The sequence below is a fragment of the Pantoea sp. UYEF8 genome, assembly GCF_040546285.1.
GTDB classification, from domain to species: Bacteria; Pseudomonadota; Gammaproteobacteria; order Enterobacterales; family Enterobacteriaceae; genus Pantoea; species Pantoea brenneri.
In genome coordinates this window covers 165,396-192,034 of record NZ_JBEPNM010000010.1, presented here as the reverse complement: position 1 = coordinate 192,034, position 26,639 = coordinate 165,396, and the positions used below count along the sequence as shown (strand labels likewise).

General features: G+C 50.0%; 25 protein-coding genes. 11 read left to right on the top strand and 14 right to left on the bottom strand.

All coding sequences use genetic code 11. The features are described 5' to 3' along the window. From ABIB18_RS18120 to ABIB18_RS18110, 3 genes are all read left to right on the top strand, one after another. On the top strand, positions 1-78 hold a 78-nt coding region (locus ABIB18_RS18120; RefSeq protein WP_001401901.1), incomplete at its 5' end, for an IS1 family transposase. 496 nt (positions 79-574) lie between these two features. Further along, the gene (locus ABIB18_RS18115; RefSeq protein ID WP_069729666.1) at positions 575-1,558 is read left to right on the top strand and encodes a DUF1852 domain-containing protein; all 984 of its coding nucleotides are present in this window, start codon (positions 575-577) and stop codon (positions 1,556-1,558) included. Positions 1,559-1,584: 26 nt separating this feature from the next. Next, complete coding sequence (locus tag ABIB18_RS18110; RefSeq protein WP_031374922.1) at positions 1,585-2,616, top strand: methionine synthase; 1,032 nt, start codon at positions 1,585-1,587, stop codon at positions 2,614-2,616. A gap of 242 nt (positions 2,617-2,858) precedes the next feature. Here ABIB18_RS18110 and ABIB18_RS18105 read toward each other — a convergent pair whose 3' ends face one another. Then, on the bottom strand, positions 2,859-3,728 hold the full coding sequence (locus ABIB18_RS18105) for a LysR family transcriptional regulator (RefSeq protein WP_354475123.1): 870 nt from the start codon (positions 3,726-3,728) through the stop codon (positions 2,859-2,861). Between the two features lie 101 nt (positions 3,729-3,829). On the opposite strand from ABIB18_RS18105, the gene ABIB18_RS18100 reads away from it, so the two are divergent. Then, the gene (locus tag ABIB18_RS18100; protein ID WP_354475121.1) at positions 3,830-4,792 is read left to right on the top strand and encodes an NAD(P)H-dependent flavin oxidoreductase; all 963 of its coding nucleotides are present in this window, start codon (positions 3,830-3,832) and stop codon (positions 4,790-4,792) included. A 350-nt stretch (positions 4,793-5,142) separates the two neighbouring features. Beyond that, the gene (locus tag ABIB18_RS18095; protein ID WP_354475119.1) at positions 5,143-6,495 is read left to right on the top strand and encodes an esterase-like activity of phytase family protein; all 1,353 of its coding nucleotides are present in this window, start codon (positions 5,143-5,145) and stop codon (positions 6,493-6,495) included. A gap of 117 nt (positions 6,496-6,612) precedes the next feature. Here the strand turns inward: ABIB18_RS18095 and ABIB18_RS18090 are convergent, their stop codons facing one another. Beyond that, positions 6,613-7,482, bottom strand: a complete 870-nt coding sequence (locus ABIB18_RS18090; protein ID WP_354475117.1) for an AraC family transcriptional regulator — start codon at positions 7,480-7,482, stop codon at positions 6,613-6,615. 753 nt (positions 7,483-8,235) lie between these two features. On the opposite strand from ABIB18_RS18090, the gene ABIB18_RS18085 reads away from it, so the two are divergent. From ABIB18_RS18085 to ABIB18_RS18070, 4 genes are read left to right on the top strand one after another with little or no spacing between them, the layout of a single operon-like run. Beyond that, entirely contained in the window at positions 8,236-9,645 is a 1,410-nt protein-coding gene (locus ABIB18_RS18085; protein ID WP_354475115.1) for a sugar porter family MFS transporter, read from the top strand. A 25-nt stretch (positions 9,646-9,670) separates the two neighbouring features. Beyond that, positions 9,671-10,681: a Gfo/Idh/MocA family protein gene (locus ABIB18_RS18080; protein WP_046289529.1), complete on the top strand. Its 1,011-nt coding sequence runs from the start codon at positions 9,671-9,673 to the stop codon at positions 10,679-10,681. A 35-nt stretch (positions 10,682-10,716) separates the two neighbouring features. Continuing rightward, entirely contained in the window at positions 10,717-11,145 is a 429-nt protein-coding gene (locus tag ABIB18_RS18075; RefSeq protein ID WP_354475113.1) for a PTS mannitol transporter subunit IIA, read from the top strand. Between the two features lie 27 nt (positions 11,146-11,172). Continuing rightward, positions 11,173-12,114 carry a sugar phosphate isomerase/epimerase family protein gene (locus tag ABIB18_RS18070; RefSeq protein WP_089562217.1) on the top strand — a complete coding sequence of 314 codons (942 nt, stop codon included), beginning with the start codon at positions 11,173-11,175 and terminating at the stop codon, positions 12,112-12,114. Between the two features lie 376 nt (positions 12,115-12,490). Here ABIB18_RS18070 and ABIB18_RS18065 read toward each other — a convergent pair whose 3' ends face one another. From ABIB18_RS18065 to ABIB18_RS18020, 10 genes are all read right to left on the bottom strand, one after another. Beyond that, positions 12,491-12,985 carry a glutathione peroxidase gene (locus tag ABIB18_RS18065; RefSeq protein WP_031375208.1) on the bottom strand — a complete coding sequence of 165 codons (495 nt, stop codon included), beginning with the start codon at positions 12,983-12,985 and terminating at the stop codon, positions 12,491-12,493. 428 nt (positions 12,986-13,413) lie between these two features. Further along, on the bottom strand, positions 13,414-13,806 hold the full coding sequence (locus ABIB18_RS18060; RefSeq protein WP_069729976.1) for a VOC family protein: 393 nt from the start codon (positions 13,804-13,806) through the stop codon (positions 13,414-13,416). A gap of 217 nt (positions 13,807-14,023) precedes the next feature. Next, positions 14,024-14,707 (bottom strand): O-methyltransferase, encoded by a 684-nt coding sequence (locus ABIB18_RS18055; RefSeq protein WP_354475110.1) that lies wholly within the window; start codon positions 14,705-14,707, stop codon positions 14,024-14,026. A gap of 330 nt (positions 14,708-15,037) precedes the next feature. Continuing rightward, the gene (locus ABIB18_RS18050) at positions 15,038-16,030 is read right to left on the bottom strand and encodes a zinc-dependent alcohol dehydrogenase family protein (RefSeq protein WP_069729974.1); all 993 of its coding nucleotides are present in this window, start codon (positions 16,028-16,030) and stop codon (positions 15,038-15,040) included. 355 nt (positions 16,031-16,385) lie between these two features. Then, positions 16,386-17,051, bottom strand: a complete 666-nt coding sequence (locus ABIB18_RS18045) for a helix-turn-helix transcriptional regulator (protein ID WP_069729973.1) — start codon at positions 17,049-17,051, stop codon at positions 16,386-16,388. Positions 17,052-17,351: 300 nt separating this feature from the next. Continuing rightward, positions 17,352-17,894, bottom strand: coding sequence for a TetR/AcrR family transcriptional regulator (locus tag ABIB18_RS18040; protein ID WP_354475107.1), 543 nt, complete (start codon positions 17,892-17,894; stop codon positions 17,352-17,354). Continuing rightward, a complete protein-coding gene (locus ABIB18_RS18035) occupies positions 17,894-19,882 on the bottom strand; it encodes an FUSC family protein (RefSeq protein WP_354475105.1) in 1,989 nt (662 codons plus the stop codon). Before ABIB18_RS18035 ends, ABIB18_RS18040 begins: the two co-directional genes overlap by 1 nt. Before the next feature lie 89 nt (positions 19,883-19,971). Further along, on the bottom strand, positions 19,972-21,036 hold the full coding sequence (gene mdtN / locus ABIB18_RS18030; RefSeq protein ID WP_354475103.1) for a multidrug transporter subunit MdtN: 1,065 nt from the start codon (positions 21,034-21,036) through the stop codon (positions 19,972-19,974). 27 nt (positions 21,037-21,063) lie between these two features. Continuing rightward, positions 21,064-21,324, bottom strand: coding sequence for a YtcA family lipoprotein (locus tag ABIB18_RS18025; RefSeq protein WP_031375200.1), 261 nt, complete (start codon positions 21,322-21,324; stop codon positions 21,064-21,066). Positions 21,325-21,858: 534 nt separating this feature from the next. Then, positions 21,859-22,368, bottom strand: a complete 510-nt coding sequence (locus ABIB18_RS18020; RefSeq protein ID WP_354475100.1) for a cytochrome b — start codon at positions 22,366-22,368, stop codon at positions 21,859-21,861. 575 nt (positions 22,369-22,943) lie between these two features. Between ABIB18_RS18020 and ABIB18_RS18015 the strand changes: the two genes are divergently transcribed. Next, on the top strand, positions 22,944-23,738 hold the full coding sequence (locus ABIB18_RS18015) for an alpha/beta fold hydrolase (protein ID WP_354475098.1): 795 nt from the start codon (positions 22,944-22,946) through the stop codon (positions 23,736-23,738). A 131-nt stretch (positions 23,739-23,869) separates the two neighbouring features. Here ABIB18_RS18015 and ABIB18_RS18010 read toward each other — a convergent pair whose 3' ends face one another. Both ABIB18_RS18010 and ABIB18_RS18005 read right to left on the bottom strand, forming a co-directional pair. Beyond that, positions 23,870-25,282: a hypothetical protein gene (locus ABIB18_RS18010; RefSeq protein WP_094106268.1), complete on the bottom strand. Its 1,413-nt coding sequence runs from the start codon at positions 25,280-25,282 to the stop codon at positions 23,870-23,872. Between the two features lie 400 nt (positions 25,283-25,682). Continuing rightward, entirely contained in the window at positions 25,683-25,880 is a 198-nt protein-coding gene (locus ABIB18_RS18005) for a hypothetical protein (protein WP_128088254.1), read from the bottom strand. A gap of 104 nt (positions 25,881-25,984) precedes the next feature. Here ABIB18_RS18005 and ABIB18_RS18000 point away from each other — a divergent pair, with 104 nt between their 5' ends. Continuing rightward, positions 25,985-26,548: a DUF4142 domain-containing protein gene (locus ABIB18_RS18000; RefSeq protein ID WP_031375197.1), complete on the top strand. Its 564-nt coding sequence runs from the start codon at positions 25,985-25,987 to the stop codon at positions 26,546-26,548. Positions 26,549-26,639 lie beyond the last annotated feature (91 nt).

Genomic DNA, 26,639 nt, shown 5'->3' with positions numbered 1-26,639 from the left:
TCGCTGTCGTTCTCAAAATCGGTGGAGCTGCATGATAAAGTCATCGGGCATTATCTGAACATAAAACACTATCAATAAGTTGGGACCATTACCGGAATTTCAGATAATCGGTTTAAGCGTTTTGACCTCACCGCGACCCGTGAGGTACTCGGTTATCAACCGATGGATGACGCTTTCCGGGAATTCGGCACGGCATCGCTTAACTTCTGACGGAATAGTTCTCATAACGTCAAACTGCGTTGAAATCGCCGGCTCGTGTCTGAGGGAAGGATGAACAGGCAGAGACGATATTGATGCAGGCAGGGCTGATGCGCTTCAGGCAGCAGGACCCCAAAGCGGCTGCCGGATGCCTGCCACCGCTGTAACACCTGATCTTCATTCTGAGAACTGATCATGAACATCTCTCATGTTCGGTGAAATTAAATCACTTTTCCTCACACTCCGACTGAGGCATAAAGGATGCATTGTTAATATCAATTGATAATATGAAGAGTCGCCAGCGGTGCGCAATTAATCGCCGCTTCGATGCGCGATTCTCATATTTTGAATCAGACGATCAGGGTGCCAGATTGCGATGAATAATGCGTTTACATTTACTCTTAAAAGTCTGCGTTTCGACGAGAATTATAATCCGTCTGAAAATACGCGCATCACCACTAACTTTGCCAATTTAGCCCGGGGTGAAAAGCGTCAGGATAATTTACGCAACGCCCTGGTCATGATTGATAACCGTTTTAACTCGCTGGCGAACTGGGATAATCCGAAAGGCGATCGTTATTCTGTTGAGCTGGAAATTATCTCAGTGGAGTTGGCTATTAATGCGCAAGGCCGTAATGATGCCTTCCCGGTCATTGAGGTTTTAAAAACCCATATCATTGATCATCACACCCAACAACGCATTGAAGGGATTGTCGGCAATAACTTCTCATCGTATGTACGCGATTATGATTTCAGCGTGGTGTTGCCGGCACACAATAAAAACAGAAGCGAATTCAGTACGCCGGAAAATTATGGCGTTCTGCATGGCAATATCTTCAAAAGCTTTGTTAACTCTGCGGCGTATAAAGAGAAATTCAGTAAATCGCCGGTGATATGCCTGAGCGTATCGAGTAAAAATACCTATCACCGCACCGGTAATCATCATCCGGTGCTGGGTGATGAATATGCCCAGAATGAAACCTCGCTGACCGATGACTATTTCGCGAAGATGGGATTAAGAGCGCGTTATTTCATGCCGCGTAACAGCGTTGCGCCGCTGGCTTTTTATTTTCAGGGTGATCTGCTGCACGATTACAGCAACCTGGAACTGATTAGCACCATCAGCACCATGGAAACATTTCAGAAAATATACCGGCCTGAAATCTACAATGCTAATTCAGCGGCGGGCAACGTCTATCAACCGAGCCTGACGCATCAGGATTATTCATTAACGCGAATTGTTTACGATCGAGAAGAGCGCAGCCAGCTGGCGGTTGAGCAGGGTAAATTCACTGAAGAACTTTTCATTAAGCCCTGGCAGACACTTCTTGAGCAATGGTTTGCCCAGCCCGTTGTTTGAACCACCCAAATAAAAGGTTATTTATTATGAACACATTATTACCGACATCGACTGCTGGCAGTTTACCTAAACCTTCATGGCTGGCCCAACCTGAGACGCTGTGGTCGCCGTGGAAATTGCAGGGTGACGAATTAGCTGAGGGCAAACTTGATGCGCTGCGTATCAGCCTGGCAGATCAGCTGCATTCCGGTATCGATATTGTCAGTGATGGTGAGCAAACACGTCAGCATTTTGTCACCACCTTTATTGAACACCTCAGCGGTGTCGATTTTGAAAAACGTCAGATCGTGAAAATTCGCGATCGTTATGATGCGAGCGTGCCTTCAGTGGTCGGTGAGGTTGCCCGCCTGAAGCCGGTATTTGTTGAAGACGCCCGGTTTTTACGCCAGCTGACCAGCCATCCGATTAAATGGGCGCTGCCCGGTCCGATGACGATGATTGATACGCTTTATGACGGTCACTACAAAAGTCGCGAAAAACTCGCCTGGGAATTTGCCAAAATTCTCAATCAGGAAGCCAGAGAATTAGAGGCGGCCGGCGTCGATATCATCCAGTTTGATGAGCCAGCCTTTAACGTCTTCTTCGATGAAGTCAACGACTGGGGTATTGCCGCGTTAGAGAGAGCGGTTGAAGGGCTTAAATGTGAAACTGCTGTCCACATTTGTTACGGCTACGGGATTAAAGCCAACACCGACTGGAAGAAGACGCTCGGCACCGAGTGGCGGCAGTATGAAGAGGTGTTCCCTAAGCTGCAGAAATCAGCTATCGACATCATCTCGCTGGAGTGCCAGAACTCGCGCGTACCGATGGATCTGATTGAACTGATCCGCGGCAAAAAGGTGATGGTGGGGGCAATTGATGTGGCAACCAACGCGGTTGAAACCGCCGAACAGGTCGCCGATACCCTGCGTAAAGCGCTGCAATTCGTTGATGCCGACAAACTTTATCCATCGACCAACTGTGGCATGGTGCCGTTATCCCGTCAGGTCGCCAGCGGCAAACTGGCTGCATTAAGCGCGGGCGCGGACATCGTGCGCCGGGAGATTCTCGGCAAATAATCCCCTTAAGCGCAGATGAAAAGGCTCAGTCCGGACCGTTTAATACGGCCGGTTTTCGGAGATCTTCCGGACTGAGTTCATCCGAATCTGCGCCGTTTTAGCGGCTGTAAAAAGGGTCTTCTGCAAAACTCTTCTGCAAAATCAATTGTTTTCACCAGCCGCCGCTTCCCTCCCTGAACGCGTTTTCTTTATCTGTCACCCAGCAGCACGCGGCTATCTGAGCACGTCATTTTGCTAACACATCACTTCAGCTTTTCCGTCCATTCGGTACAAAAATCCAGATACGCTCGCACCAGGGTTGACGGATGTTTATGGCGGGCATAGACCAGGTGCAGCGGGAGGCTTTGCGTGGCTATGTCGGGTAATAGCTGTATCAGTTCACCGCTTTCCAGCCAGGGCCGGACAGATATATTCAGCAGCTTTGCGATACCCATTCCCTGCAGAGCATAATGAAGTAATCCCTGCACGTTATTAGTGGTAAAGAAGGGCGCGTATTTTACTTTTTCCGCTTCCGCGTTCCATTCAAAAAAACCACGATTCAGCGTTTCCCAGGCAACAATCGGTAGCCGGGCCATTTCAGCCAGCGTCTTTGGGGTGCCGTGACGTGCCAAAAATGCAGGGCTGGCCACAAACACCGTTTCCATATTCATGACGGGCTTAGCGATCACGTCATCGGTTTTTAACTCGCCCATTCTCAGCGCCACATCGATACCATCTTCGAACAAATCGACCACCCTTTCGCTGGAATGACAAAACAGGGTGATATCAGGATAACGTTGCTGAAATGCGATCAGTAAATCCCACCATAGTGAGAACTCAGGCGGGACAGAGAGGCGCAATTTGCCCTGTAGCGTGTGGGCTGAGGTAACAGATTTTTGCGCCTCCTCCAGCAGCTCGACACCCAGCCGTGCCTGCTCAAAAAATTGCTGCCCGCGGTGCGTGGGTTTAACGCACTGGCGTGAGCGATCCAGTAGCTGGACATGCAGGGCCTGCTCAAGCTCATTAATTTTCCGGCTTAGGGTAGAGATCGGTACGCCCATTCGCTCACTGGCGGCAGAAAAACTGCCGGCATTCACTACGGCGATGAACAATTTCGTTGCGTTAAAATCCATTGTTCTTTCCATATATGGGCATCAGGTTTCTATTTTTGGCGATTCCATTCCATTATGTAAAGCGTAACATTTTGCCTGTGTAATTTTCTGCAGGAGCAAAAATGAATAACCGCGTCACTAAAATCCTGAATATTCGCTATCCACTCATTCAGGCACCGTTGTATTTCCTGACCAATGCGGAACTGGTCGCTGCCGTTTCAAATGCTGGCGGGCTGGGTACGCTGGGCCCACACGCCGGCCAGGAAAGCCTGCCGGGATCGCGTTATGTGGCACTGGACCGCATGCGGGAGGAGATCCGAAAAGTTAAAAAGCTGACCAGCAAACCTTTTGCCGCCACCGTGCTCAACGGCCCGGATATGGGTTTCTGGCGGCCCACCGCAGAAATGCTGGTTGAAGAAGGCGTGGAAGTGGTGCTGATCAACGAGCTGCTGGAAGCTGAAATTTTTGATTTCTTAAAAAGCCACGGCATTAAAATCCTTTATCGCGCCCTGACGCCGACCGTCGCTAATTCAAAAGAAGCCGAACGATTAGGGGCTGACATCATCATCGCCACCGGCTTTGACGAAGGGGGAACCGTGCCGACCCGGGTGATCGGGACCTTCAGCATCGTTCCAATGATTGCGGATAGCGTAAAAGTCCCGGTCATCGCGGCCGGTGGTATTGGCGATGTCCGCGGCGTGCGTGCCGCACTGGCTCTGGGGGCGGAAGGTGTTTATGCGGGCAGTCTGTTTTTAACGGCGGTCGAGAACCCCGCCGCTGAGAAAGTCAAACGACTGATCGTCGACTCCACGGCGGAAGATTTGCTGCTGTTCCGCACGCTGCCGGCTTATTACCGTACCTTACCTACCGATCTGACTCCTGCGCTGGCAGAACTGGATGCGCAGGGCACCGATCGTGATGCCATGTTTAAGGCGATGAACGGTTACCACTCGCTGTGGCAGGCCATGAGACTCGGTAATTTTGACCAGGGCATCGTGTCCACCGGGACCGGTATATCTGTCATCAAATCCATTCGTCCGGCGGCAGAGATTGTTTCCGACCTGATGCAGGACTTTAATGAATAACAGTACGCCGTTAACGCAGTTGTCACCAGGCAGCACGCGCTGCCTGACAGGGCCGGTGAAAGGTGATGAGGCAAAGCGGGTGATATTCGCTTTCAGCGAAGAGAGTAGGTTACCGGTCCGGCGACATACCTCCATGAAGATACGACAAACTACCCGTGACCAGAATGATGTTAAGCTCAGCCACAGGTAAAGCCATTTGCCGTACTAGCTGGGCTACCCTCATCACCTCACTATCCCGCAGCTAACGGGGGTGAAATCAGCCTGTTAGCCGCCAGTATTAAGCTGGAATATCATTTTACTGTCATTTTTATTAATTACGATGCTAGCTTCCCCTCATGGATGCTAACAATATGAAAAGAAAAATTATTCCTCTGGTTATCGGTTGTGGATTCTCTTTATCAACGCTAGCGGCGCAACCGCAACACTATATCGTCACTTTTCCCGAAGGTACGCGCGTAAGCTACAGCGGCGCGTTCGCCAGCGCCTTTCCGAATGGGTTGCCGGTGGGGATCGGCTCCGGCTTGCTGTTTACCGGCAAGCAGGGCGACGCGCTCACCTTCGAAACCGTCACCGATCGCGGACCGAATGCCGACTCGCCTGATATGGGTAAAAAGGAGGCGAAAATTTTCGTTACGCCAGACTTCGCCCCGCTGCTGATGAAGATTCGGGTGCAGAACGGCAAAGCGGAGGCCACGGATGCCCGGCCGCTGCATGACGAGAAGGGCAATGTGAACGGCTTGCCGCTACAGGATGGCGTCATCGGCTCAACTAATGAAGTCGCGCTCAGCGATACGTTGAAAGTGCTGCATGGCGATAACCGTGGTCTGGATACGGAAGGCATTACGACGGACGGCAAGGGCGGATACTGGCTGTGCGATGAGTATGGTCCGTTCCTGATTAACGTGGATCAGCGCGGCAGGATCCTGTCAATACACGGGCCGCAGGCCGCGGAAGGGGAAAAATCGATCGCGGGCGGTCTGCCGAACGTTCTCAAATGGCGTCAGCCAAATCGTGGCTTTGAAGGACTCACCCGCATGCCGGATGGACGCATTATCGCTGCGGTGCAGAGTACGCTGGATATTAACGGTAAAAGTAAAAAGCAGGCGCGCTTTACCCGCCTGGTGAGCTTCGATCCGGCGACCGGGAAAACCGCGATGTACGGTTACCCTATCGACAGTGAGGCTTATGCTAAAAACAACGACGCGAAAATTGGCGATATCGTGGCGATCGACAATCAACATATCCTGCTGATTGAACAAGGCAGCGGCAAAGACGACGCGATGCGTAACCTTATCTATAAAGTAGATCTGAGCCGGGCTACCGATCTGGCCGCATTCGATAAGCCTGACGAGTACCCGGAGTTTGACGATGAGAAAACGCTGGCGCAGCGCGGCATTAAGCTTGCAGCTAAAACGCGGGTGGTCGATTTACGTCAACTCGGCTGGCAGCAGGAGAAGGCCGAAGGCCTGGCGCTGATCGACAATAAAACGCTGGCAGTCGCCAATGACAACGACTTCGGCGTGAAAATGGTCATGAAAAATCCGGTTGAAGGTAAGAAGCGCAAGGATTATCGGGTGAACGAGCAGGGGACGCTGACGGTCGATGATAAGCCGGTTGCCACCACTATCGGCCTGAAGCCGCTGGAAAAACCCGAGTCGGACAGCGAGTTGTGGATCGTAACGCTGGCGGAACCGCTGAAATAAACGTTCTCCTCACTCCTGGCTGTGTCCGTTAATGACCTGTTGTAAAAGAAACGGATGCAGCCGGTTTTACCGTCATCGGATAATTTCCCGCCGTTATGTCTTCAGGCAGCGCAAGCCTCAGGTTTTAATCTGACCGGTCAGCCAGAATTTTTTATAACGAGCCGGCGGTATGCCGACAAGGTTATGGAATATGCGATGGAAATTATTGACATTATCGTAACCGACAGCGTTAGCTATTTCAGTTATGCCGGACTCGGTACTTAATAATAAATTTTGTGCTTCACCAATACGACGGCGAGTCTGATACTGCTTCGGAGAATAACCAGAATAGTCTTTGAAGGCGTGGGACAAATAAAACTGATTCATATTCAACGTAGTGGCTATAGACATCAGCGCAATATCTTCCTTATAGTGGTTATCTATATACTCTTTAACGCGCTGTCCCAGCAGAATAATAGGCGTTTCCTGCTCGTGTTTGTGCTCCAGCCATAAATTCCGGCAGATTAAAATCAAGACGCCCAGCAGATTATTGCCAATTTCAGCGCTGTACAACTGCTTGCTGCTGACGTGCGACCACATCAGATCAAACAGCTGACCTATCTCATCATAAAACTCACCGCAAGTTATTACCGGCGACTGTGTGCGGGGCGTGAGAACATTTACAGGTAAACCGTCTACTTTCAATTGCTCAACGCCACAGCTATAAATCAATAAGTCTTCCGTTGCTGTTGGGGTTTCGTCATGCAACACATTGGCGTTAAACACTATCAGGTCACCTTTTTTAACGCTGTAACCCCGGCCGTCTATGTTATAGACACCGCTGCCGCCACGAATGAACATGAGTTCGAAGCGGTCGTGGTGCTTGTGCATCACCCGTGGAATCGCCGCCTCACTCCCTTCAGCTTTACAGATAAATGTAAGACGAGGTCGCAGACCGGTTTCAAACCCGCGTGAAGAACAATGTTCATTGAGGCAAAAGGTCAGCATAGGATGCTCCTGTTATCAGATCGCTATTGTTACATTACTGAGCGAACCCGTAATCATCAATGTTGCTTTTTACAATAAATTAACTTACTGATAAATAATATATTTTAAATATTTTTTGGCATGCAACTGCAGGTTGTTGTGATCCAGCGGTGTAAAGCTGAATATCAGGTTGATCTTCGTCACAGTTTAAATCGCACTGTAGCCAGGCCTGGCGAAACACGGGAGCCTGTGCCGAATTGTCAAAACCCTGCTAATTACAGGGGTTAAACAGACAAAAAAATAAAAAGTCATGAAATTTGTTATTGATAAGCGTGCCGCATTATTTGACGAGCAGACCAGCTAACACGAGGCTTTATTCTAATCTGCTGGTAGTGAATAAAGATGTTTTTATTCTATTAATTCAGCGTGAAAGTTTCTTCAGGGAATGTTTTTAACTCTCTTCATTCTTGCTATGTCAACGTATAAACCGCAGGTTGTGACAATCGTCACCTGAAAAAGGGTTTTTCCTTCGCAATTTTTGATCCTCCGCACGTGGCAGAATGCAGTATCTCAAGGTTGCTGGTATTTAAAATTCTGTTTGATATAACTTCATGGCAACGATAAAGGTGTGTTGAATATTTGATTCATAGACATGAAAAAATAACGTTTCTCTGTATTAAAAAATATTCACTGATATTCAGCTAAATATTATGAGCCTGTCGCGGGTCATTAACTGGCTTGCAGTGGCTTACCTTACAACCAGATGGAACAGATATGTACAATAAAACTCACCTGCAAAACCCTCAAAGAATGAGGATGATAACTATCGTTTCTACCATCGGTGGTTTGTGCTTTGGCTATGATACGGGCGTAATTTCCGGTGCCTTGATCTTCATGAAATATGATTTAAACCTGACTCCGACTCAGGAGGGTTTTATTACCTCATTTCTGTTATTCGGTGCAGCGCTGGGCTCCTTATTTGGTGGCTATCTCTCCGATAAACAGGGGCGCAGAAAAAACCTGCTTTGGGTTGCGATCATTTTTATTTTTGGTGCATTAGGGACTGCCTTTGCATGGGATGTGCCGTCAATGATAGTGGCGCGGTTTATTCTGGGATTAGCCGTCGGGTGTGCCTCGGTAACCGTACCAATATATATATCTGAACTGGCACGTGCCGATCAGCGAGAAAGAATGGTTACGGTCAACGAACTGATGATTGTCACCGGTCAGTTCCTTGCCTATTCGGTCAATGCCGCCATCGTCAATCTCTATCCTGAAATGCAGCACAACTGGCGCATTATGTTAGCCATACCGGCACTTCCTGGCGCCTTATTGTGGATTGGAATGCTGATGATGCCGGAATCCCCACGATTTTTTGTCCGGCGTGGCGAGACGGATAAAGCAAGAAAAGTCCTAAAAACGTTACGTTTGCCGGAAGAAGTGGAACGCGAAATAAAAGAGATACAACAGATAGTCAAAGCCGATGAGGTGAAATTCAATCTATTCGCCGAATTAAAACATCGCTGGGTGGTTCAGCTGGTGTTGATTGGCTTAATGATTGTACTGGCAACGCGCGTCACGGGTGTTAACACCATCATGTATTACGCCCCTACGGTTCTTAAAGCGACCGGCCTTGGTGACGCCGCCGCCGTGACGGGGGCGGTAGCTAACGGCGTTATTTCGGTACTGGCGACGTTACTGGGTATCGCGTTAATTGGTAAACACTCTCGTCGAAAAATGTTCTTTACCGGTCAGGCGGGCGTTACCGTCAGTCTGGTACTGATTGGCGTTGCGTTTAAGCTTTTTTTTCATACCGAAACCATCAATGGAAGCGAAAGCCTGCAGGCTAATTTTGCGCATGCTCCCTACATTATTCTCGGCCTGATGCTGCTTTTCCTGGTATTTATGCAGGGCTGGATCGCGCCCGTTTTCTGGCTGATGTTAGCAGAAATCTATCCGTTAAGAATGCGAGGCGCAGGCATGGGGTTCGCGGTATTTGGTCTGTGGATGTTTGATTTCATGATTCAGTCGATATTCCCCTACCTGTTAAGTCATTACGGCGGTGGAATGACCTTCGGCTTCTTTGGTGCGGCTAACGTCATTATGCTGATCCTGCTGGTGAAATATCTGCCCGAAACCCGTGGCCTGACATTAGAACAGATTGAAAAGAAATTTCGCTTTTAACGCCACTGTAATAGAGGATTGAACAATGACTGTCAAAATCGGATTAATCGGGTTGGGTATGATTGGCCGCGACCACCTGAAACGTTTTAACGATATTATTACCGGCGCGAAAGTTACCGCCGTCTGTGATATTAACCACGCTGCTGCCGATGCGATTGCCAGTGAATATAACGCGACTGCGTTTTATGATGCAGAGGCAATGATTAATTCTGATCAGGTTGATGCGGTATTTATCTGTTCAATTGGTCCGGCGCATAAAGCACAGATCCTGGCGGCTTTTAACGCCGGTAAACCGGTATTTTGCGAAAAGCCATTGACGCCAACCGCGGACGAATCCAGAGAAATTATTGATGCTGAGGTTAAAGCGGGGAAACGGCTGCTGCAGCTTGGTTTTATGCGCCGTTTTGACCCCGGTTATCAGGCGCTGAAGCAGGTAATTGATAGCGGTGAACTCGGCGATATCATGCTGATTCACTGCGCGCACCGTAATCCCTCAGTACCTGAAAGTTATACGCTCGAAATGGCGATTAATGACTCCGCCACCCACGAAATCGACATTGTTCGCTATCTGTTGAATGAGAATATCATATCCGTTCGGGTCGATAAGCCGCGCAAGAAAACCCGCCGTGCGCTGCCACATTTACAGGATCCGCTTATTGTCATTTTTGAGACGGAATCAGGGGTGCGCGTGGACGACGAACTGTTTGTGAACTGTCACTACGGTTATGACATCCGGTGTGAAGTGATCGGTGAAAATGCCATTGCTGCGTTGAACGAACAACAGCTCATCGCCACCCGTTCGCTAAAGGGGCATGCGCAACATATCGCTCAGTCCTGTATGGAACGCTTTACCACAGCCTATGATCGCGAGGTGCAGCACTTCATCGATAACATTCATTCAGGTAAAGAGATGAGCGGTCCTTCCTCCTGGGATGGCTATGTCGTTGCCCTGGTCTGCGATGCTGGCCTGGCGTCTCTGAAAGACGGGGAAAAACATGATGTGCTTATTCCGCAACGGCCGGCTGTATATCGTTAACCCTTTCCTGCGCGCAACTAAGTGAGGATTGAACCATGTTACGACTGACGGAAGAGGCATTGCATTTACAGTATCGGGCAGCGGATAAAACCGAAGCGATAAGGATTGCGGCAGAAGCATTAGAAAAATCGGGTTACGTTAAACCAGGTTTTTTTAATGGCATGATGGCCCGGGAAAGGAGTGTCCCGACCTATATAGGTGCCGGAATTGCGTTTCCTCATTGTGCAAAGGAGAACCTCGATCTGGTTATTAAAACCGGCTTCCAGGTTTTTCAGTTTCCCAACGGCGTAAGCTGGGGAGGCGGCAAGGTTGTCTTCATTGTGGTCGCCGTCGCGGCAACAGCAAATGAACATATTGATGTGCTGGCGGGTATGGCGAATCTATTGGGTGATGAAGTGAAAACGACCTTATTAGCCAGGGCTACAACAAAACAGCAATTCATCGAACAGTTTGAGAAAGCCTGATCTTAATAACAGCCGAAGGATTTAATCATGAAACTCGCACTATGTACCGATGTTCTTGCCGGTTTACCTTTTACGGCCATGCTGGATAAAGTTAAAAGCTACGGTATTAGCGGTATTGAGATGACAGCAGGCGGCTGGTCACCCTGTCCGCACGTGAAAACTGAGGAGCTGCTGGCATCATCAGCGAAGCTCGAACAATTCAGACATCAACTGGCACAGCGTGAAATCCGCATTGTCGCCCTTAACTGTTCAGGTAATCCATTAGCGCCAGGTGAACTGGGAGAAAAGCATACTAAAAGCAGCTACCGGGCGGTCGAACTGGCGGGCAAGCTGGGCGTTAAGAAAATCGTGATGATGAGTGGCCTGCCGGGCGGTGGCCCCGATGATCGGGTGCCTAACTGGATCACTTCCACTGTCTCCTGGCCAGACTACATGCCCGGCGTGATTGATTATCAGTGGAATGAAGTCGCCATTCCCTGGTGGAAAAAGTTTGTACAGCATGCCAGACAGCACGGTGTAGAGCAGATTGCTATCGAGGCGTTCCCGTCCCAGCTGGTTTACAATCCTTCGACACTGCTGCGCCTGCGTAATGCGGTGGACGATATGATTGGCATCAACCTTGATCCGTCTCATCTTATAGCGATGGGTGCCGACCCCATCGCCGCTGCCCGTAAGCTCGAAGGTGCAGTTTTCCACGTGCATGGCAAAGATGCGCGTATTGAGCGCGGCCTTGCCGACATTGATGGTTTGCTCGAGTATCAGCCGGTCACTGCGACGAAAACGCGCAGCTGGAACTATGTGGCGGTAGGATGCGGTCAGGATCTGAAATGGTGGAAAGAGTTCTTTTCAGTGTTACGCATGACCGGCTATGACGGTGATGTCTCGCTGGAAATGGAAGATCTGACTATGAGCGTAGAGGCCGGATTACAAACCTCAATTGATGCATTAAACGCCACCCTGAGTCGCTAACCATACTGTGCCAGCCAGGGCAGGAGTGTTGAAGGAGATTCGTCACTCAGCATGGGCATAAAGCGGTCGGTCCTGATGGCGGAAAAGCCTGTGCGCCAGGATCTGAAACTGACGCAACGTCTGATTAGGGAAAGAACGGAACAGGGCAACAAAAGGTCATGGCATAACGTTAAGGTGATACCCGATAAGCGATTTATGTTGCCTGAAGGTCGGGCAACTATCTCGCCGTGACGCTAACACGATTACCGTTACGCAATAGCAGGCGTTCGCTGGGCCGGGTTACCTCTGGCATTGTCCGCTTTGCATGAGGCGCGAGCGGTAACCTCACCCGGCCGGAATCAGCGTGACGCAAGCACCGAAAGGCGAATGTCTGACACTAAGGTTTTGCGTCAGTTTCAAGTGCAGCCAGAATGGCGGCTTCCATTTTTTGCGGAGGGGTGATCGGTGCAAAACGCCTGAGCGGTTTGCCGTTACGTCCGATCAGGAACTTGGTGAAGTTCCACTTGATCCGACCACCCAGCACGCCTGGCAACGCATCTTTCAGGTAACGAAACAGCGGGTGCGCGGCGGCACCGTTAACCTCTATTTTCCCGAACATCGGGAAGCTCACGCCGTAGTTGATATGGCAGGTCTGCGCGATGTCATCGGCACCGCCGGGTTCCTGCTTTCCGAACTGATTACAGGGAAAACCAAGCACCACCAGACCCTGATCGGCGTATTTCTTATACAGCGCTTCAAGGCCCGCGTATTGCGGCGTGAAGCCACAATGGCTGGCGGTATTAACCACCAGAACCACCTTGCCAGCGTAGTCGGCCATCGGGACAGGCTGGCCACGCAGACTGGTAGCAGTCAGTTGATGAAAAGGGGTCATGACGGCATCCTCAAAGCAGAATTATTTGACGTCGACATTGCAACGCCGTGCGATGCTGCTCGCGCCGTGAGGCGTGGCGAGCAGCAGATATTATGACGTCAGGCTTTACGGCAAGGTCAATGACGACAGTGGTAGTGGCTTCAGTCTGGTAGAAAGTCGTCATGGCCTGCTCCCTCTGCTGATTTCGCGTGATTAAAACACAGGAGAGCCATACTGCTAGCACCGGACATAAAGGCGACCAGGACTCACCTGCGCCCCGGAGTTTAACGCACCCTCATCTGACCCGTGTCCATTTTCCACCAAACCTGGCATTTTTCCCTCATCCTGCTGCTATGTGTCTGGAACGGAGGTGAGCTGCTCGACGCTGTTTTTTGCTGGCTGCTGAGTAGAGGCAGGCCTGGCATTGTGAAGAGCTAACAGCGACATTCTCAGGCAACGTTGCTCAGTATCTGTTTTGCCTGAATGTAATCGTAAGAGGTCACTTCAATCTTGTTGTCACTAAGATCGCTAAAGTACACCGACATAGAGATATCGTGGTCATTTATGGTGAAAGGGATTTCATTGTGTTTGAGGCGGGGTAATAGGGTGCTGAAAAAGGTGGCTTCCACGCCGAACGCCATCGTATGGCCAGGATGCTGAGATTTTCTGAGGAAAAGAGAAAGCGATGCGCCGTGATTTCTTATCACCAGCGGTCCACCCTGTTTGAACCAGAAGGCGAGTGCGTTATCGCGTGAAAATCCGAGGATCTCTTGATACCAGCGCTCTGCGTGCTCAATATGGTCAACGTAGACATGTATATGATCTATATTAGCTATCTTCATAGTTTTCCTCCCTGATGGTTATTATCGACAATACTCGCTGAAGCGTTGTTGATAAACAATCTGCAAAGGATCGGATAGCTTTAAACCCGCCGACGCGATTAAGCTGCAAGGCGATTAAGGTTGAAATTATTGTCGTCAATTTATCTGAAGCAAAGCATTTCTCATCCGTTAGCTTACGGTTGATAATCAATGAGTTTTGTCCAGGCGGATATTAAAATTACAGGGTCTTAACGATAGCTATGACAAAGCCGTCCCATCCCTTTTCGCCCACAGTCTGCATGGCGGTGGCTTCGAGGCGCTGATCCTTCGATATCATTTGAATAAACTTGCGGAGCCCTTTTACGTTAGGATCTTCATTATCGGCATCAAGGACTTTACCGCCACGCACCGTGTTATCGCCAACAATAACCGTACCAGGTTTCGACAGTTTGATTGCCCATTCCAGATAATGTGGGTTATTCACTTTATCGGCATCAATAAAAATAAGATCAAAGGGGCCGCTAAGCGTGGGCAAGAGATCCAGTGCAGCACCCGTGAGCAGTTTAACGCGCTCAGTAAGTCCTGCCTTATCTATATTCTGACCGGCAACTTCAGCATGATGCTTATTGAACTCAAGGGTCGTTATGCTTCCGGTTGGAGGTAGCGCTCTTGCCATCCAGATCGTGCTGTATCCTCCAGGCGTACCAATTTCAAGGACCTGTACAGCACGTGTCATCCGGATGAACATTGCCAGCATTTTGCCTTGTAATGCAGATACATCGTGTGTCGGTAGCCCTTTCTCTGCATTGTTGGCGAGCGCATATTTTAAGTCTGAATCTTCAGGGGCAAGCTTTTCAGCAAACCAGGCGTCGACTTGTGTCCATCTTTCTGAGTCCTGGGAGGGATAATCAGGGATTCGCATAAAGCATCCGTTCTCCATTAATCATTTTATAATCAGTTTAGCTGTATATTGTTTCAGTTTTTAATATGTCAGATCGGCTACAGATTCAAAATCTGTAAGGACCGCCACGTTTACCTTGATCCTGGTTCGCATAGTCCTGACATCAGACAGACCTGTCACAGCCATCAGCATCCAGGCTGTTTGCCGTCTTTTTATATATGGGGTTGTGTTCTGACTGGGCGGATAAATCTTTAAAAAACATGGCCGCCGGATCCCGGTCAGGCCCTGCACGTCTGGTTAAAAGGCTGCAGTCACTGCACGGCCCCGCAGGTGAGCCGTGCAGCAGACGCTTTATTCAACAGTGACAACGATTTTACCTACCTGACCGTTTGCTTCCATATAACGGTGCGCATCAGCAATCTCATCGAACCTGAATGTTTTATCAATTACCGGTTTAAGTTTGCCGCAACGCAGGCCGTCGGTGACGAAGCTTTTTGCTCGCGCCATTTTTTCCGGATCGGTGGTAATTTCGAACAGCTCATAGCCACGTAGGGTGAGGTGTTTACCAAGAAGTTCGAACACCGGTACCTGCATATCACGGCTATCGAGCGCGCCATACTGAAAGAACAGTCCCTGGGGTGCCATGACCTGCATCAGCTTTGCCACGTCCGGGCCGCCTACAGGATCAAAGACAATATGGGCACCCTGATCATTCGTCAGGCGATTGATTTCAGCGACCATATCCTGTTCTGCCGTGGCGATAACGGCGGCTGCCCCGGCTTTAATCAGCATCTCACGCTTCTCGCTGGTGCGGGTCAGGGCCACAGGATTTGCGCCCAGCATATTGGCTATCTGAATGGCTGCCAGCCCAACGCTACTTGAGGCTGCGCGGATGATGACATTCTGTCCGGCCTGTAAATTACCGTACTCAACCAGCGCACCGTAAGCGGTTACGTACATCATCCAGCTTGCGGCGGCCTGTTCAAAGGAGAGATTTTCTGGGTGTTTCACCACCGCATGTACAGGTGCGTTAACCCGTTCGCCATACATGCCGTATTCACTGAACATGAACGACGGGATCACGCTGACTGCATCCCCGCGCGTAAAACCGTCGACGTTTTCACCGACTGCTTCAACCACGCCAGCCGCTTCATAACCCAGACGCGCCGGGAATTCGGGTTCGATCACATACTGACCAGTGCGGTACATAATTTCCGCCCGGTTAACACCTATTGCCTTTACGCGAATCTGAACTTCTCCTGCAGCCGGTGTCGGCACCGGTACATCAACAATTTCCAGAACCTCGGGACCACCGGTGCGGTTAAAGGTAACAACTTTAGACATTTTCAGACCTCGTCAGTTAGCGGGATAGCTTACGGGTAGCGCAGAGCGCAAACCCGATTCATCTGCGACTAATCTACGTGGTTGTCATCGCTGTAAAAATAGTCGTTGAGGAACGACAGTGTTATTAATCCGGTAACAATCAGCGGCCTCAGTAAACCTGGCTGGCAAAAACCTTACCGGAGCAATATCATCACCTGGAAACCCGCACAGGTCTGTCGTGTCGTCCGCTCTATCCTGCCGTTTCACTTGCTCCGTTGGCTGAAAATAAATCAGGCAGGAAAGTTGTCGTTGCCCGGCCGGTGTGAATGCGGGTCGGGAAGCTTTACCGCAATACGAAGGCCTGTAATAAGCCAGATTATCCATCGACGGACAGGCCTTGTTTCTGCTCCTCATGCCATATTGTTTTCCACGCGGTTGATTCCGGACTGAATATACCGCTAAATCCCGGATTAGATTTATACACGTACTCCAGAAATACCGGCTGCCTGAATCCCGCTTTGGTCACGATACTATGACGGTGGTGGTAGAGGGTTTTTATCGCGCAACCCAGCTGTCTGGACAGGTCCGGCAGACTGACACCGGCGATAAAAAAGGGCAGCAGCCGACGCTCCGTCAGCGTCAGGCTGACCGGTCTGACACGATCTGCTCTTATCCGGGATACCGACTGCTCGGCAATTTCTCTGATCATCTGCGCAAGCGAGCTAATATCCTCTGTCTGTGACAGGATCCTGTCACCCCGGCTGGTTGCCGGGAAAACCCGCCCGGTATGTTCCTGAGTCAGCCAGACCACAGAAATATCTTCCCGACAGGCCCGGAGGCTGTTGAACGTCAGCCATTCGCCCCGGAAAAATATCAGGCTGTCCACGGCAACGATGATGTTGCGGGCTTTCTTCACCTCCCGTGGCATATGTTGGCTAGCATAGTCCATCCTCAGGCAGGTCATCTCTGGCAACAGGTCACTCAGACCCGCAAATAACCAGTTATTTTCGGTCATCACAATAAGAAGAGGTTTATCCATCATATTAAGCTCCCTGATGTACACGTATTCAAAACAGCCTGCCATTTCCATGTGACATAGCGACACAGCAACAGGATTCGGCCGGTAAATGTTATATTTACAGACTGAATCCTTCGGCTCTTCGCTATTGCATAATGGGCTGTAAAATTAAACCTGCACAGGCATGAATATTTATAATAAATATGGCATCGATAGGTTTGTCTGTATCAGTAAAAGACAAGCCCAAAAGAATAAACTACCTTCGGGCCTGTACAGAATTATAGCCTGTTAAACAGACGTGCTGAGAGACGACAACTGACAGTATTAATGCGCTTTCATGAATTCTATGATTGTCTGCAAACCGTTATTATTATTTTTATGATATTGCAGCGACAAAATCGATCCCCAGAACATTAACCGGTATGGCGTAATCTCTTCGGGCAGCTCCTCAAGGGTTTTGACATTGAAAAATACCTGGAATCGCTGATCGAGTGTCTGTCCCACTGACTCCCGCAGATCTTTATCCGCAAACGTCGCCTGCCATATTTCCATGATCAGAACCAGCGGATTGTGCAGCGGCTGTTGCTGCATAAACTGGATTAACTCCAGGATACGTGTCTTACAGTCTGAGGTGGTACTGGCCGGTATCTGCTGTAAAAGCAGAGGGATGAGTTCATTTAAGAGATCATATCGGCCAGTGGGAAAATGATAACGCAGGGCACCACGAGTGACGCCGGCCAGTTCGCAAATTTTATTCTCACTGAAAGCGACATAACCTTCCTCAGCAAGGATATCTCGTGCCGCAGCTAACAGTTTCTTTTTGGTCTTATCCGCATTACGGCGGATCATCTCCATCTTCATCAGCATCACACTCCGGATACATTCAGTTTGTTGTCATACGGCCAGGCAGGCACAGAGCAGCAGAGGCTGACCAGTTCACGGGTCCTGAGCAGAAGGGGACTGTTCAGGATCGCGTCACTTTCCACCTCACTCTGCTGCATATCAGCCATTAGCGGATCTACCGGTGTAGCGATAGCCGGTGCACAGCCCGGTTCACTTTGCAATCCCCTGGCATAGCGCGTCATCCCGGCTGACAGGCTCTGCAGCAGACGACGGGCAAGCGTAACCGCCTCATGCTGATCAGCATCGCCGGCAGACCGCGCATACTCGTTTTCCAGCCTGGAAATTGCAACGTGGATCTCACGCAGTTTACCCAGCAAAGTCTGACAGGCTAGCGTCAGATCTTCATTATCATTGCTGCGCCAGTTGGGTTCGAGCGCCACCTGGGCCAGTAATTTTTGTGTGGCATCCAGTTTAAACCAGCCTTCCGCCTGGCTGTTGGTTTTCCCTTCCACCAGGCTCATTCTTGCCGCCATAGATTCAAACAAGCCCGCCAGGGCATGACGCAGTGTTCTTCCCTCCGTTTCCGGCCAGATCAGGCTGTGTATCAGGGTCGAAACTGTAATGCTCAGTAAGATACCCACCAGTCTGTCGCGAATCTCAGACAGGTCCGGGTGGGGAGAAAAGCTTGCAAACATGGCCAGCGAAAATGCGAACAAAATCTGAACCCCGGCATAGCTGCTTCGCTCGGAGCCGGCCGTCACCCAGCCGCTGAGAGCGATAGCGGGTATCACCATCAGCAGCAGCCCGGTTATTGAGTCGATGTGAGGCAGGATAAAGATTGTGCAGAATAACGCCAGCAGACTGCCGACCAGGCAGCCACCGATCCGCAGCAGGCTTTTATGAACTGAGGCGCCAAGACCGGGTACGGCAACAATGATACAGGTGAGCATCGAGGTATGAATGCCAGGCCACTGGACGCTGGTATAAAAGATATAACAGAGGGCAACTGCGAGTAATGTCTTGATGCCGTATTTAATATAGTCATATGAAAGCGCTGCTTTCGGCCGGGCAGTCGTGGGAAGCGTGTCGCCTGATTGCTGAGGCTCGCTGCGTTGTGCGTCCAGCAGGGAGACACTGCGTAGCGCACTGTACATTTCCTGAAGACAGGCTGGCAGGGTGTCAATTTGCGACCGATCCGCCGGCTCAGGAAGATAGCGCCGGTTGTCCCGCAAACACTGAAGAAAGGAACGGCACTCGACGGCCAGTTTGCGGCAGTGATCGGAGGCCGTGTCGGTTAAGCCGCCGTGCAGACTGGCCAGCTGACGTGAGGCAGAATAAAGCCGTTCAGCGGTGGCGATTTCGGCGAGGTGCTTTTCCTTATTGGCGCGAAACGGCTGCGACCGCATGATGGAGAACTTGAGACAGCTGTGTAACGTCAGCACACTGGTCTGGATCTCTTCCAGCGTGACTGGCGTCGTCGGCTTGCCTGCAGCTGCTGTTTCCAGCGCCCGGCGGGTCGCCGTCAGGATCCTGTCCAGCTCCTGCTGCAACTGTCTGACCGGCTCCACCGGCAGCAGCAGCGTATTAACGATATGCGCCACCACAGTGGCATAACAGCCGGCCACCCACGACCACAGACAGTTACGCAGCAACATTTCGCCATCTGAACTGAGATCGACAAAGCTTTGTGCGTAGGTGATGGTGATAGCGACGGCAAAATAGAGAAAGCCCCATTTTCTGGAAGATCGCATCTGATACAGCAGAATAAGCAACGCAACAGAGACGCTCAACAGACGGAGCATCGGCACATCAATGGTGAATTTCAGGATAAGGATCGCCGCCGCGACTGCCGCGGTATTCACCAGCAGGAACAGCGGAAATATCATCCGGGTTAATACAATATTTTTCTGGGTGGCAAAAAAAACCACCAACAGAGAATAGGCAAGCTGCGGGACGCCCAGCGTCAGCGAAGTGATGATGACGATGACGGAAGAAAGCAGATACCTCAGCATGGCATTATAACGCCCGGGGAATCCCCTTAACTCCTGCTGCAAAAAACGAAGCAGAGCACTGGTTTTTCCGCCGGTGATGGCTGGCGTTGTCATGCTGCAATACCCTTCCTTTCATGTCGCAGACGGCCGGAATGCACTTTCACTACCGCAGAGGTTCCCATTCTGAAAAGCCGACGGTCAGGAGCTGTAATGCGAATGCGTACCGGGAAGCGCTGGGCAACACGCACCCAGTTAATATTGCGGGCAACACTCGGTAAACCACCCTGTAACGACCCGCCATCATCGGGATAAACCCCATATCCAATGGAGTCTACGGTTCCGCTAAAATGCTTTCCGGTATCACTCATCAGATAAACATCGACGCTGTCACCGTTGTGAATATGTTTAAGTTCAGACTCGCGGTAGTTTGCCACCACGTACCAGTTCTTACTGTCAATCAGGGTAAAAACAGCCTGTCCTGTGCTGACGTACTGACCGCTGGTGGTTTTTAATGAGGTGACACGGCCTTCAAACGGCGCCCGGATAACGGTATGTTCCAGATTAAACTCGGCGATGGAGATATCTGCTTTGATGACTTCACGTTTCGCAATCAATGCCGCTACGCTGCTGACCGCAGCATTAGCCTGTTCAGCTTGCAGTCTGGCTGACTGTAACTGCGCCGCCGATGCACGCTGCCGGGCTCGCGCCTGATCCAGAGATTCCCCGGAAACGTAGTTTTGTCCGCGCAGCGCGTCCATTCGTCGCAGGGTAGCCGCATCCTGCTCAGCCGTAGCGCGGGCGGCATCAACCCGTTTTACTGCCGCCTGTGCATTGAACTGCTGCGCACTGACGTCGCGCTGGGTAAGAATAATTTGCTGCTCCAGCTGGGCAAGGTTTGCCTTTTCGCGTATTAAGGCATCGTGATAGGGACGAGGATCTATTTCGAATAAAATATCTCCCTGACGAACAAGATTATTCTCTTTCACCGGCATTTTTATGATCACCCCGTTAACCTGAGGGGCGATGGTTATGGTATCAGCATAAACATAGGCATCATCAGTGCCGGGTGTCTGATCAAATACCCAGATTAACCAGAATAATATTGCCAGCGTAAGCACTGACAGCGCCAGAATAAACCGCCGCTGTCCCGCGCCATTTTTTAACTGAATAGACATCTGTTTTCCATGGTTAACAAATTGAGATTAATAAAAAAACAGGATCCACAATCCCATTGAGAAAAGGGTGATCAGCAGCGGATAAGTCAGGATATAAGGTGTGAGCCACGCATTTTTCCCATACCGGGTTAGTGACAGGTATATTGCCGCTGAGATCAGGCAACCACCGGAAATGCAAAATAACCAATCCGGGAAGTACGCGCCCAAAATATTGACCGAGGGAGAGTGCGCTGCACAGCCACTTAGCTGAAAGATGACGGCAGCCAGCAGAATTTTTCTGTATTTCATAAATAAATGCGTCATTGAATTTTCACATACCCTATATCAACCCGACGTCGACATACAACCCTGTATTTAGTAGGTGTATTCGGTGCCTCGGGCAAGGCTGTGACGCTTTCTGGCACTAACAGAAGGCGTCGTATGGCGTCTTTCAGCCGGACAGAAAGGTGAGGGACAGCGCTAATTCAGACGTCTGGTTTGCTGGCTGAGAAGGAGGATTTTTACGGGTATTTGCGGTCCGGTCAGGCGGCGGTGGAGACTGCTGACGGCAGGCTAGCTGCTGAGAAGGATACCAGACGCAGGCGGGTTTGGTACGGCTGGCGGGATCGAAGCCAGCAAGTAATGATAACGACTCATTGCTCCCCTCTCCCTGACGAGCATCACCGTGTGAACGGCTGGATTATTTGCTGCAGCCTGACAGGCTTCACGCCCGTCAGGCATTAATCTCACGCCCCATTCTCTGCTAACACCAGACCTCTGACAGTGTTGATGTCAGGTTGATAATCACAGTGAATTGAGGCGCATTTGTGAAACGATATCGACTTACCAGCCCATGCGCCGCAGTAATGGCTTACCTTTACGCTGATGCTTAACGACGGCTAAAATATGTCCGATTACCAGCAGCGCCAACGTCATGCAGGAAATAATATGCACCTGATTAAAAACGGTCGTAATCCCGGGGTCATTAATCGGTTGCGGTAACACAATCAGGTCAAATACGTTAATCGGTTTTTCCATCATCATTACGCCCGTAATCAGGACTAAAGCAATATTGCTGTAAAGCAGGAAGTGTCCGGCTGCAGCAAGCTTTTCTTCTTTATGACTGAGGAGATTATCGCCAGGTTTTCTGTGGCGCCATGCAAACCAGATCCTTAATATGAAGAGAGGGATATAAATTGTTGTAACGGAGACATTGATAAATCCAATCCAGCGTGCGCACTGCGGAGAGTGATGAAATAATGCAACATAGAATCCACTGAGCGTGGCCCAGATGATAATAATGGCGGAGATCCAGTGCAACCAGATCTGCGGTAATGAATAACGCGGTGACACAAGGTTAATTCCCTATAACTAAATTTCTTAAGTGCATCCATGACACCTTCAATAAACACTGCCGTGGAAATTGGGCGCGCACTTTAAGCAATGGACAGAAGGGTGGCTATAAGATCATTCTTATAAATAAATATCCCGATTTACTTTATTTATCCGCAGTTAATCACCCCCGAAAAGAATATTTAGTGCCAGATAAATTAAGAGAGAAAATATTATTGATCAACTCAGGCTGTATTGAAAATTATTCTATTGAGTCTTAATTCCGTATTAACAGCCGGATCGCTGAAGTGGCCTTTAACGTCCTGTTGGTTTTGTGTAACTGACTGAAGTTAAAGGACTTAAATGATGCCAGTCAGCTTTATAATAAATTACGCCGGGCACAGGCTCAGGCCGTGCCTTATCGCTTTTGAGCCAAATCTGACAAGCCTGACGCCTGCTGGTTCCCTGTCTGGCTATGCTGTTTAATATCAGGAGCTGAGATACGCAAATAATAGTGCTTTGGCCGTTAATTATCGGACCACGACCGGGAACAGTCAGGGAGCAGGATATTTTGCCACGTTGCCGGAATATTCTCATTGGGCAGTGACCTGATTCTTAAAACTCCCGGTACGGGCAGCAGCAATATCATCAGGTGTTTCCTGAACAGCAAACAATCAGACGCTATGCCCTATGATTTACGTGGTTTCGGCCGCTCTTCAAAGCCTGCTGACCAGCCTGATCATGCTGGCTCTGCTAAAAGAGCCAAGGCAAAAGATTGTATTGAACTGATGAACCAGCTGGGTTTCAGGCAGTTTGCGCTGGTGGGACATGACAGAGGAAGCTATACAGCCTACCGAGCTGCGCTGGATTATCCTGACCGAATCACTCGCCTTGTCGTACTGGATTGCATTCCCATACTCGAAGCCCTGAACCGCTGTAATGAGAAATTTGCGCGGCAGTGGTACCACTGGTTCTTCTTTGCTCAACCCGAAAAACCAGAGCGGGCGATCCTCGCCGATCCGGACAAGTGGTATGGAGGCCAGTCCGAAACCATGGGAGATGAAGAATACAGTGAGTTCAGACGAGCCATCCACGATCCGGAAACGGTACATGGGATGATTGAGGATTATCGCGCCGGTCTGGGTATAGACAAAGAACACGAACTTCATGACCGTCAGAGCGGACGGATGATTGCATGCCCGACGCTCTGTTTATGGTCAAAATATGACGATCTGGAGGCGTTATATGGCGATATAGTGGGGATCTGGAAAAACTGGGCAGCCGATGTCACGGGTAAAGCCATCGCGAGCGGTCACCATATGGCAGAAGAGGCACCAGACGAATTAACAGCTGAACTCCGTCATTTTCTTTTACAGCAGGTGCCACCCTGAAATAACCTCTAGCTGCCTCTGTGACACATAATCGACCGATCGCTGGTTTTTCCACGAGAGTGCATGACTTAACCCTCAGGGGATTATTCAACTATCAGGCTCACCGATTAAAGCGGCGAGCCTGATTATTATTAACGCATCACTTTGACATCTTCCAGCGTGACCAGGCTTTCAGGTTTACCACTTATTTGCGTCGCGACCGGGACGAAAATATTGAGGTCCTGCAGCCAGGCAAATTTATCACTGCTACCCGGTTGCCCTTCGTCAGTTTCATCACACTTAACCAGCAGATATTTCCCACTAAACTCAGGTGAAATTTCATGCGCATCCCCCTGATCGGTTACGTCGCAACGTAACGCTGAAGCAGTGACTTTCTTATCGGCATCAATGCTTTCCCATTTCGCCTGATAGTGTTGTCCGGTCACTAACGGGAAACGCAGATCCGTCTGCAACGTGTTGAGCCGCGAAGCACCATTACTGATGGACATTGTGAACTTCAGCTGTAGCTGATTAGCCAGCGTTAAACGTTGCACCGTCCAGATACCATAGTCTTCCAGTTTGCGTATATAACCATCTGCTTGTGCATCCAGCTGTACTTTAACCTTACCCAGGGCGCTGACCGTGGTATAGCGAACCTGCTTAAAGCGCGGAAGCGCCCAGGGTTTAATCAGTGACTGTGCCTGATGCTCAATGGCTGCTGAAAGAGGGAATTTACTCAGCCACTGCGGATTATTATTGCTCAGATCGGGCATTGTTGGCCCCATCAGCTTTGATGCTGGCTTATTAGCCGCAGGGACAAAGTGTCCTTCGGCTCTGAAAGTTTTCCCTGCGGGTAACTGGCAGAGTTGCTCAAAGCGTTGGGTCATTTGGCCGTCAATTTTGAAGCTACTCTTGCGACGAATGATATCAGCAGTGATGAGTGAATCGGTAACGCGGCCTTCACTGTCGACGTTCATTGCAGCCACAGCATCACCCTGATGGGTTTTACAGTTATACAGGTAATGCTCAATTTTTAATTCAAGCGGGGCGTCATAAGGCGGTTCCCAGATGATATCTGCAAAGTCATATCCCATGCGCACCGATAAAATATCACCAATATGCTCAATGCTATTCACATCGACAAGGTTGGTAGTACCGTACTCAGACGTGGCTGATAATTTTTCCCAGCGTGCCTCTTTTATGGGTAACTGACAAACCTTGCGAATATCCTCTGCCGTCATTTGACTGTCATCCTGTGCCGGCGCATAGCGGAGGTAACTATTGCCGTAAAAGCGAGCTTTAGTAAGCCCGCTCTCATTCAATAAATCCTTGTACAGAAGCTGTGCCGTGCCGTGCTTACAATCAACGGATCGCCATTGCTGAGCTGTTTTTCCATTATTGAAGTTTAACGACACCATGTAATTCACACGATCGTGGATTTTGGTGACCGAAAAGGGGTTAGTTTTGCCGCCGGTCAATACAGGATTATCCGCAGCCTGAACCAGAGAAAAGGGCAGCAGCGTCAGAAAAAAAAGTGGCCGGATTAAAGGGCGTACACAGTACATACATGTTCCTTCATATAGTGTAAGAAAGGGAGTTATCGGCATCAGAAGCGGGATCGTTAGTGTTACGCGCCAGAAAAAACAGAGTGTGCGGTTGCTGCCGCCACTTCTGCACAAAATTGTCCGCCGCTTGTCGTGCCGTGAGCTACCAGAAAAAAGGATTTCATTGCGGCAAACAAACGGAGTGCGTCATCAGCGACATTGCATTATCAGCGACATTGCATTGTTTCGGTCGGCTTGTCATTCAGTCAGAACAGATAATTATCTGTTCGCCCGGCTAAGCGAAACCGTACAACTTTACCTTTGTTGTGAATATACCAATCGGCGTCCGCGTCTGGCCTTAAGCGGACGTTAATATGCTTCAAAGATTTGCTCTGATTACTGCTGCTATTATGACCGATATTCAGAATCGTATACCCGAATGAATAGCATTTTTAGCGATACGGCAGAATGATTGTTCTGAATCAGTAGTGCGGGCGAGTGAGTGAAACACCATCTTTCCGCCCTTCGCTTTAAATTTTTTCTGGTGCGATTCCCGCTTTTTGCTTTCGGCATTTTCTGCCGTCCCGGTTAAAGAAAATAGCGCATCTGGCTGGCTCAAATCATTGATCCACTATACTGACCAGTGAAGTTGTTATTTCACGACGAGACTGTTCACGATTAATGAATTAATACTGACCTCACCATGACGATCGGGAGAACAAAATGCAAAAGAGTAAAACCCTTAAAGGTCTGATAGCCGTATCGCTATTCGCAGCAATGTTCAGCACTGTCGGCGTGCAGGCAAAGACAACGACCAGCGCTGCGGACGCTGCTATGCAGAATGGATCGAAGGCTAAGCTCAGCGCCGGCGACGAAAAAGCGTTGAAAGACATGGCACAGGCCAATATCAATGAAATTGCCGCCGCAAAGATCGCCCTGACTAAGGCTGAAAGCAGCAAAGTCAAAGCGTTTGCCCAGCAGATGGTTAAAGACCATGGCGACGCCCTGAGCAAAGTACAAATGGTCGCCCAGCAAAAGGGTGTGACCTTGCCGACGGAGCCGGACGCCAAACACACGGCGATGGCCGCCACGCTGGAAAAGCAGAGCGGCGGCGCGTTTGACAAGATGTACATGGAAAATGCCGGCACCATGGATCACAAGATGGTGCTGTCGAAGCTGCAAAGTGACGCCAGTAAGATCAAGGATCCGGATGTGAAGGCGCTGGCTGACGCGCACATTCCGGTAGTTGAGCAGCATCTGAAGTCCGCTCAGCAGATGGCGATGTAAGTGGGCAGAACAGGAGCAGTTATCAGGTTGTCCGGTGGGCAATGTGCCCTGCGGGCTGGGCAACCGGCCATCAGCGGTATCGGGCCGACAC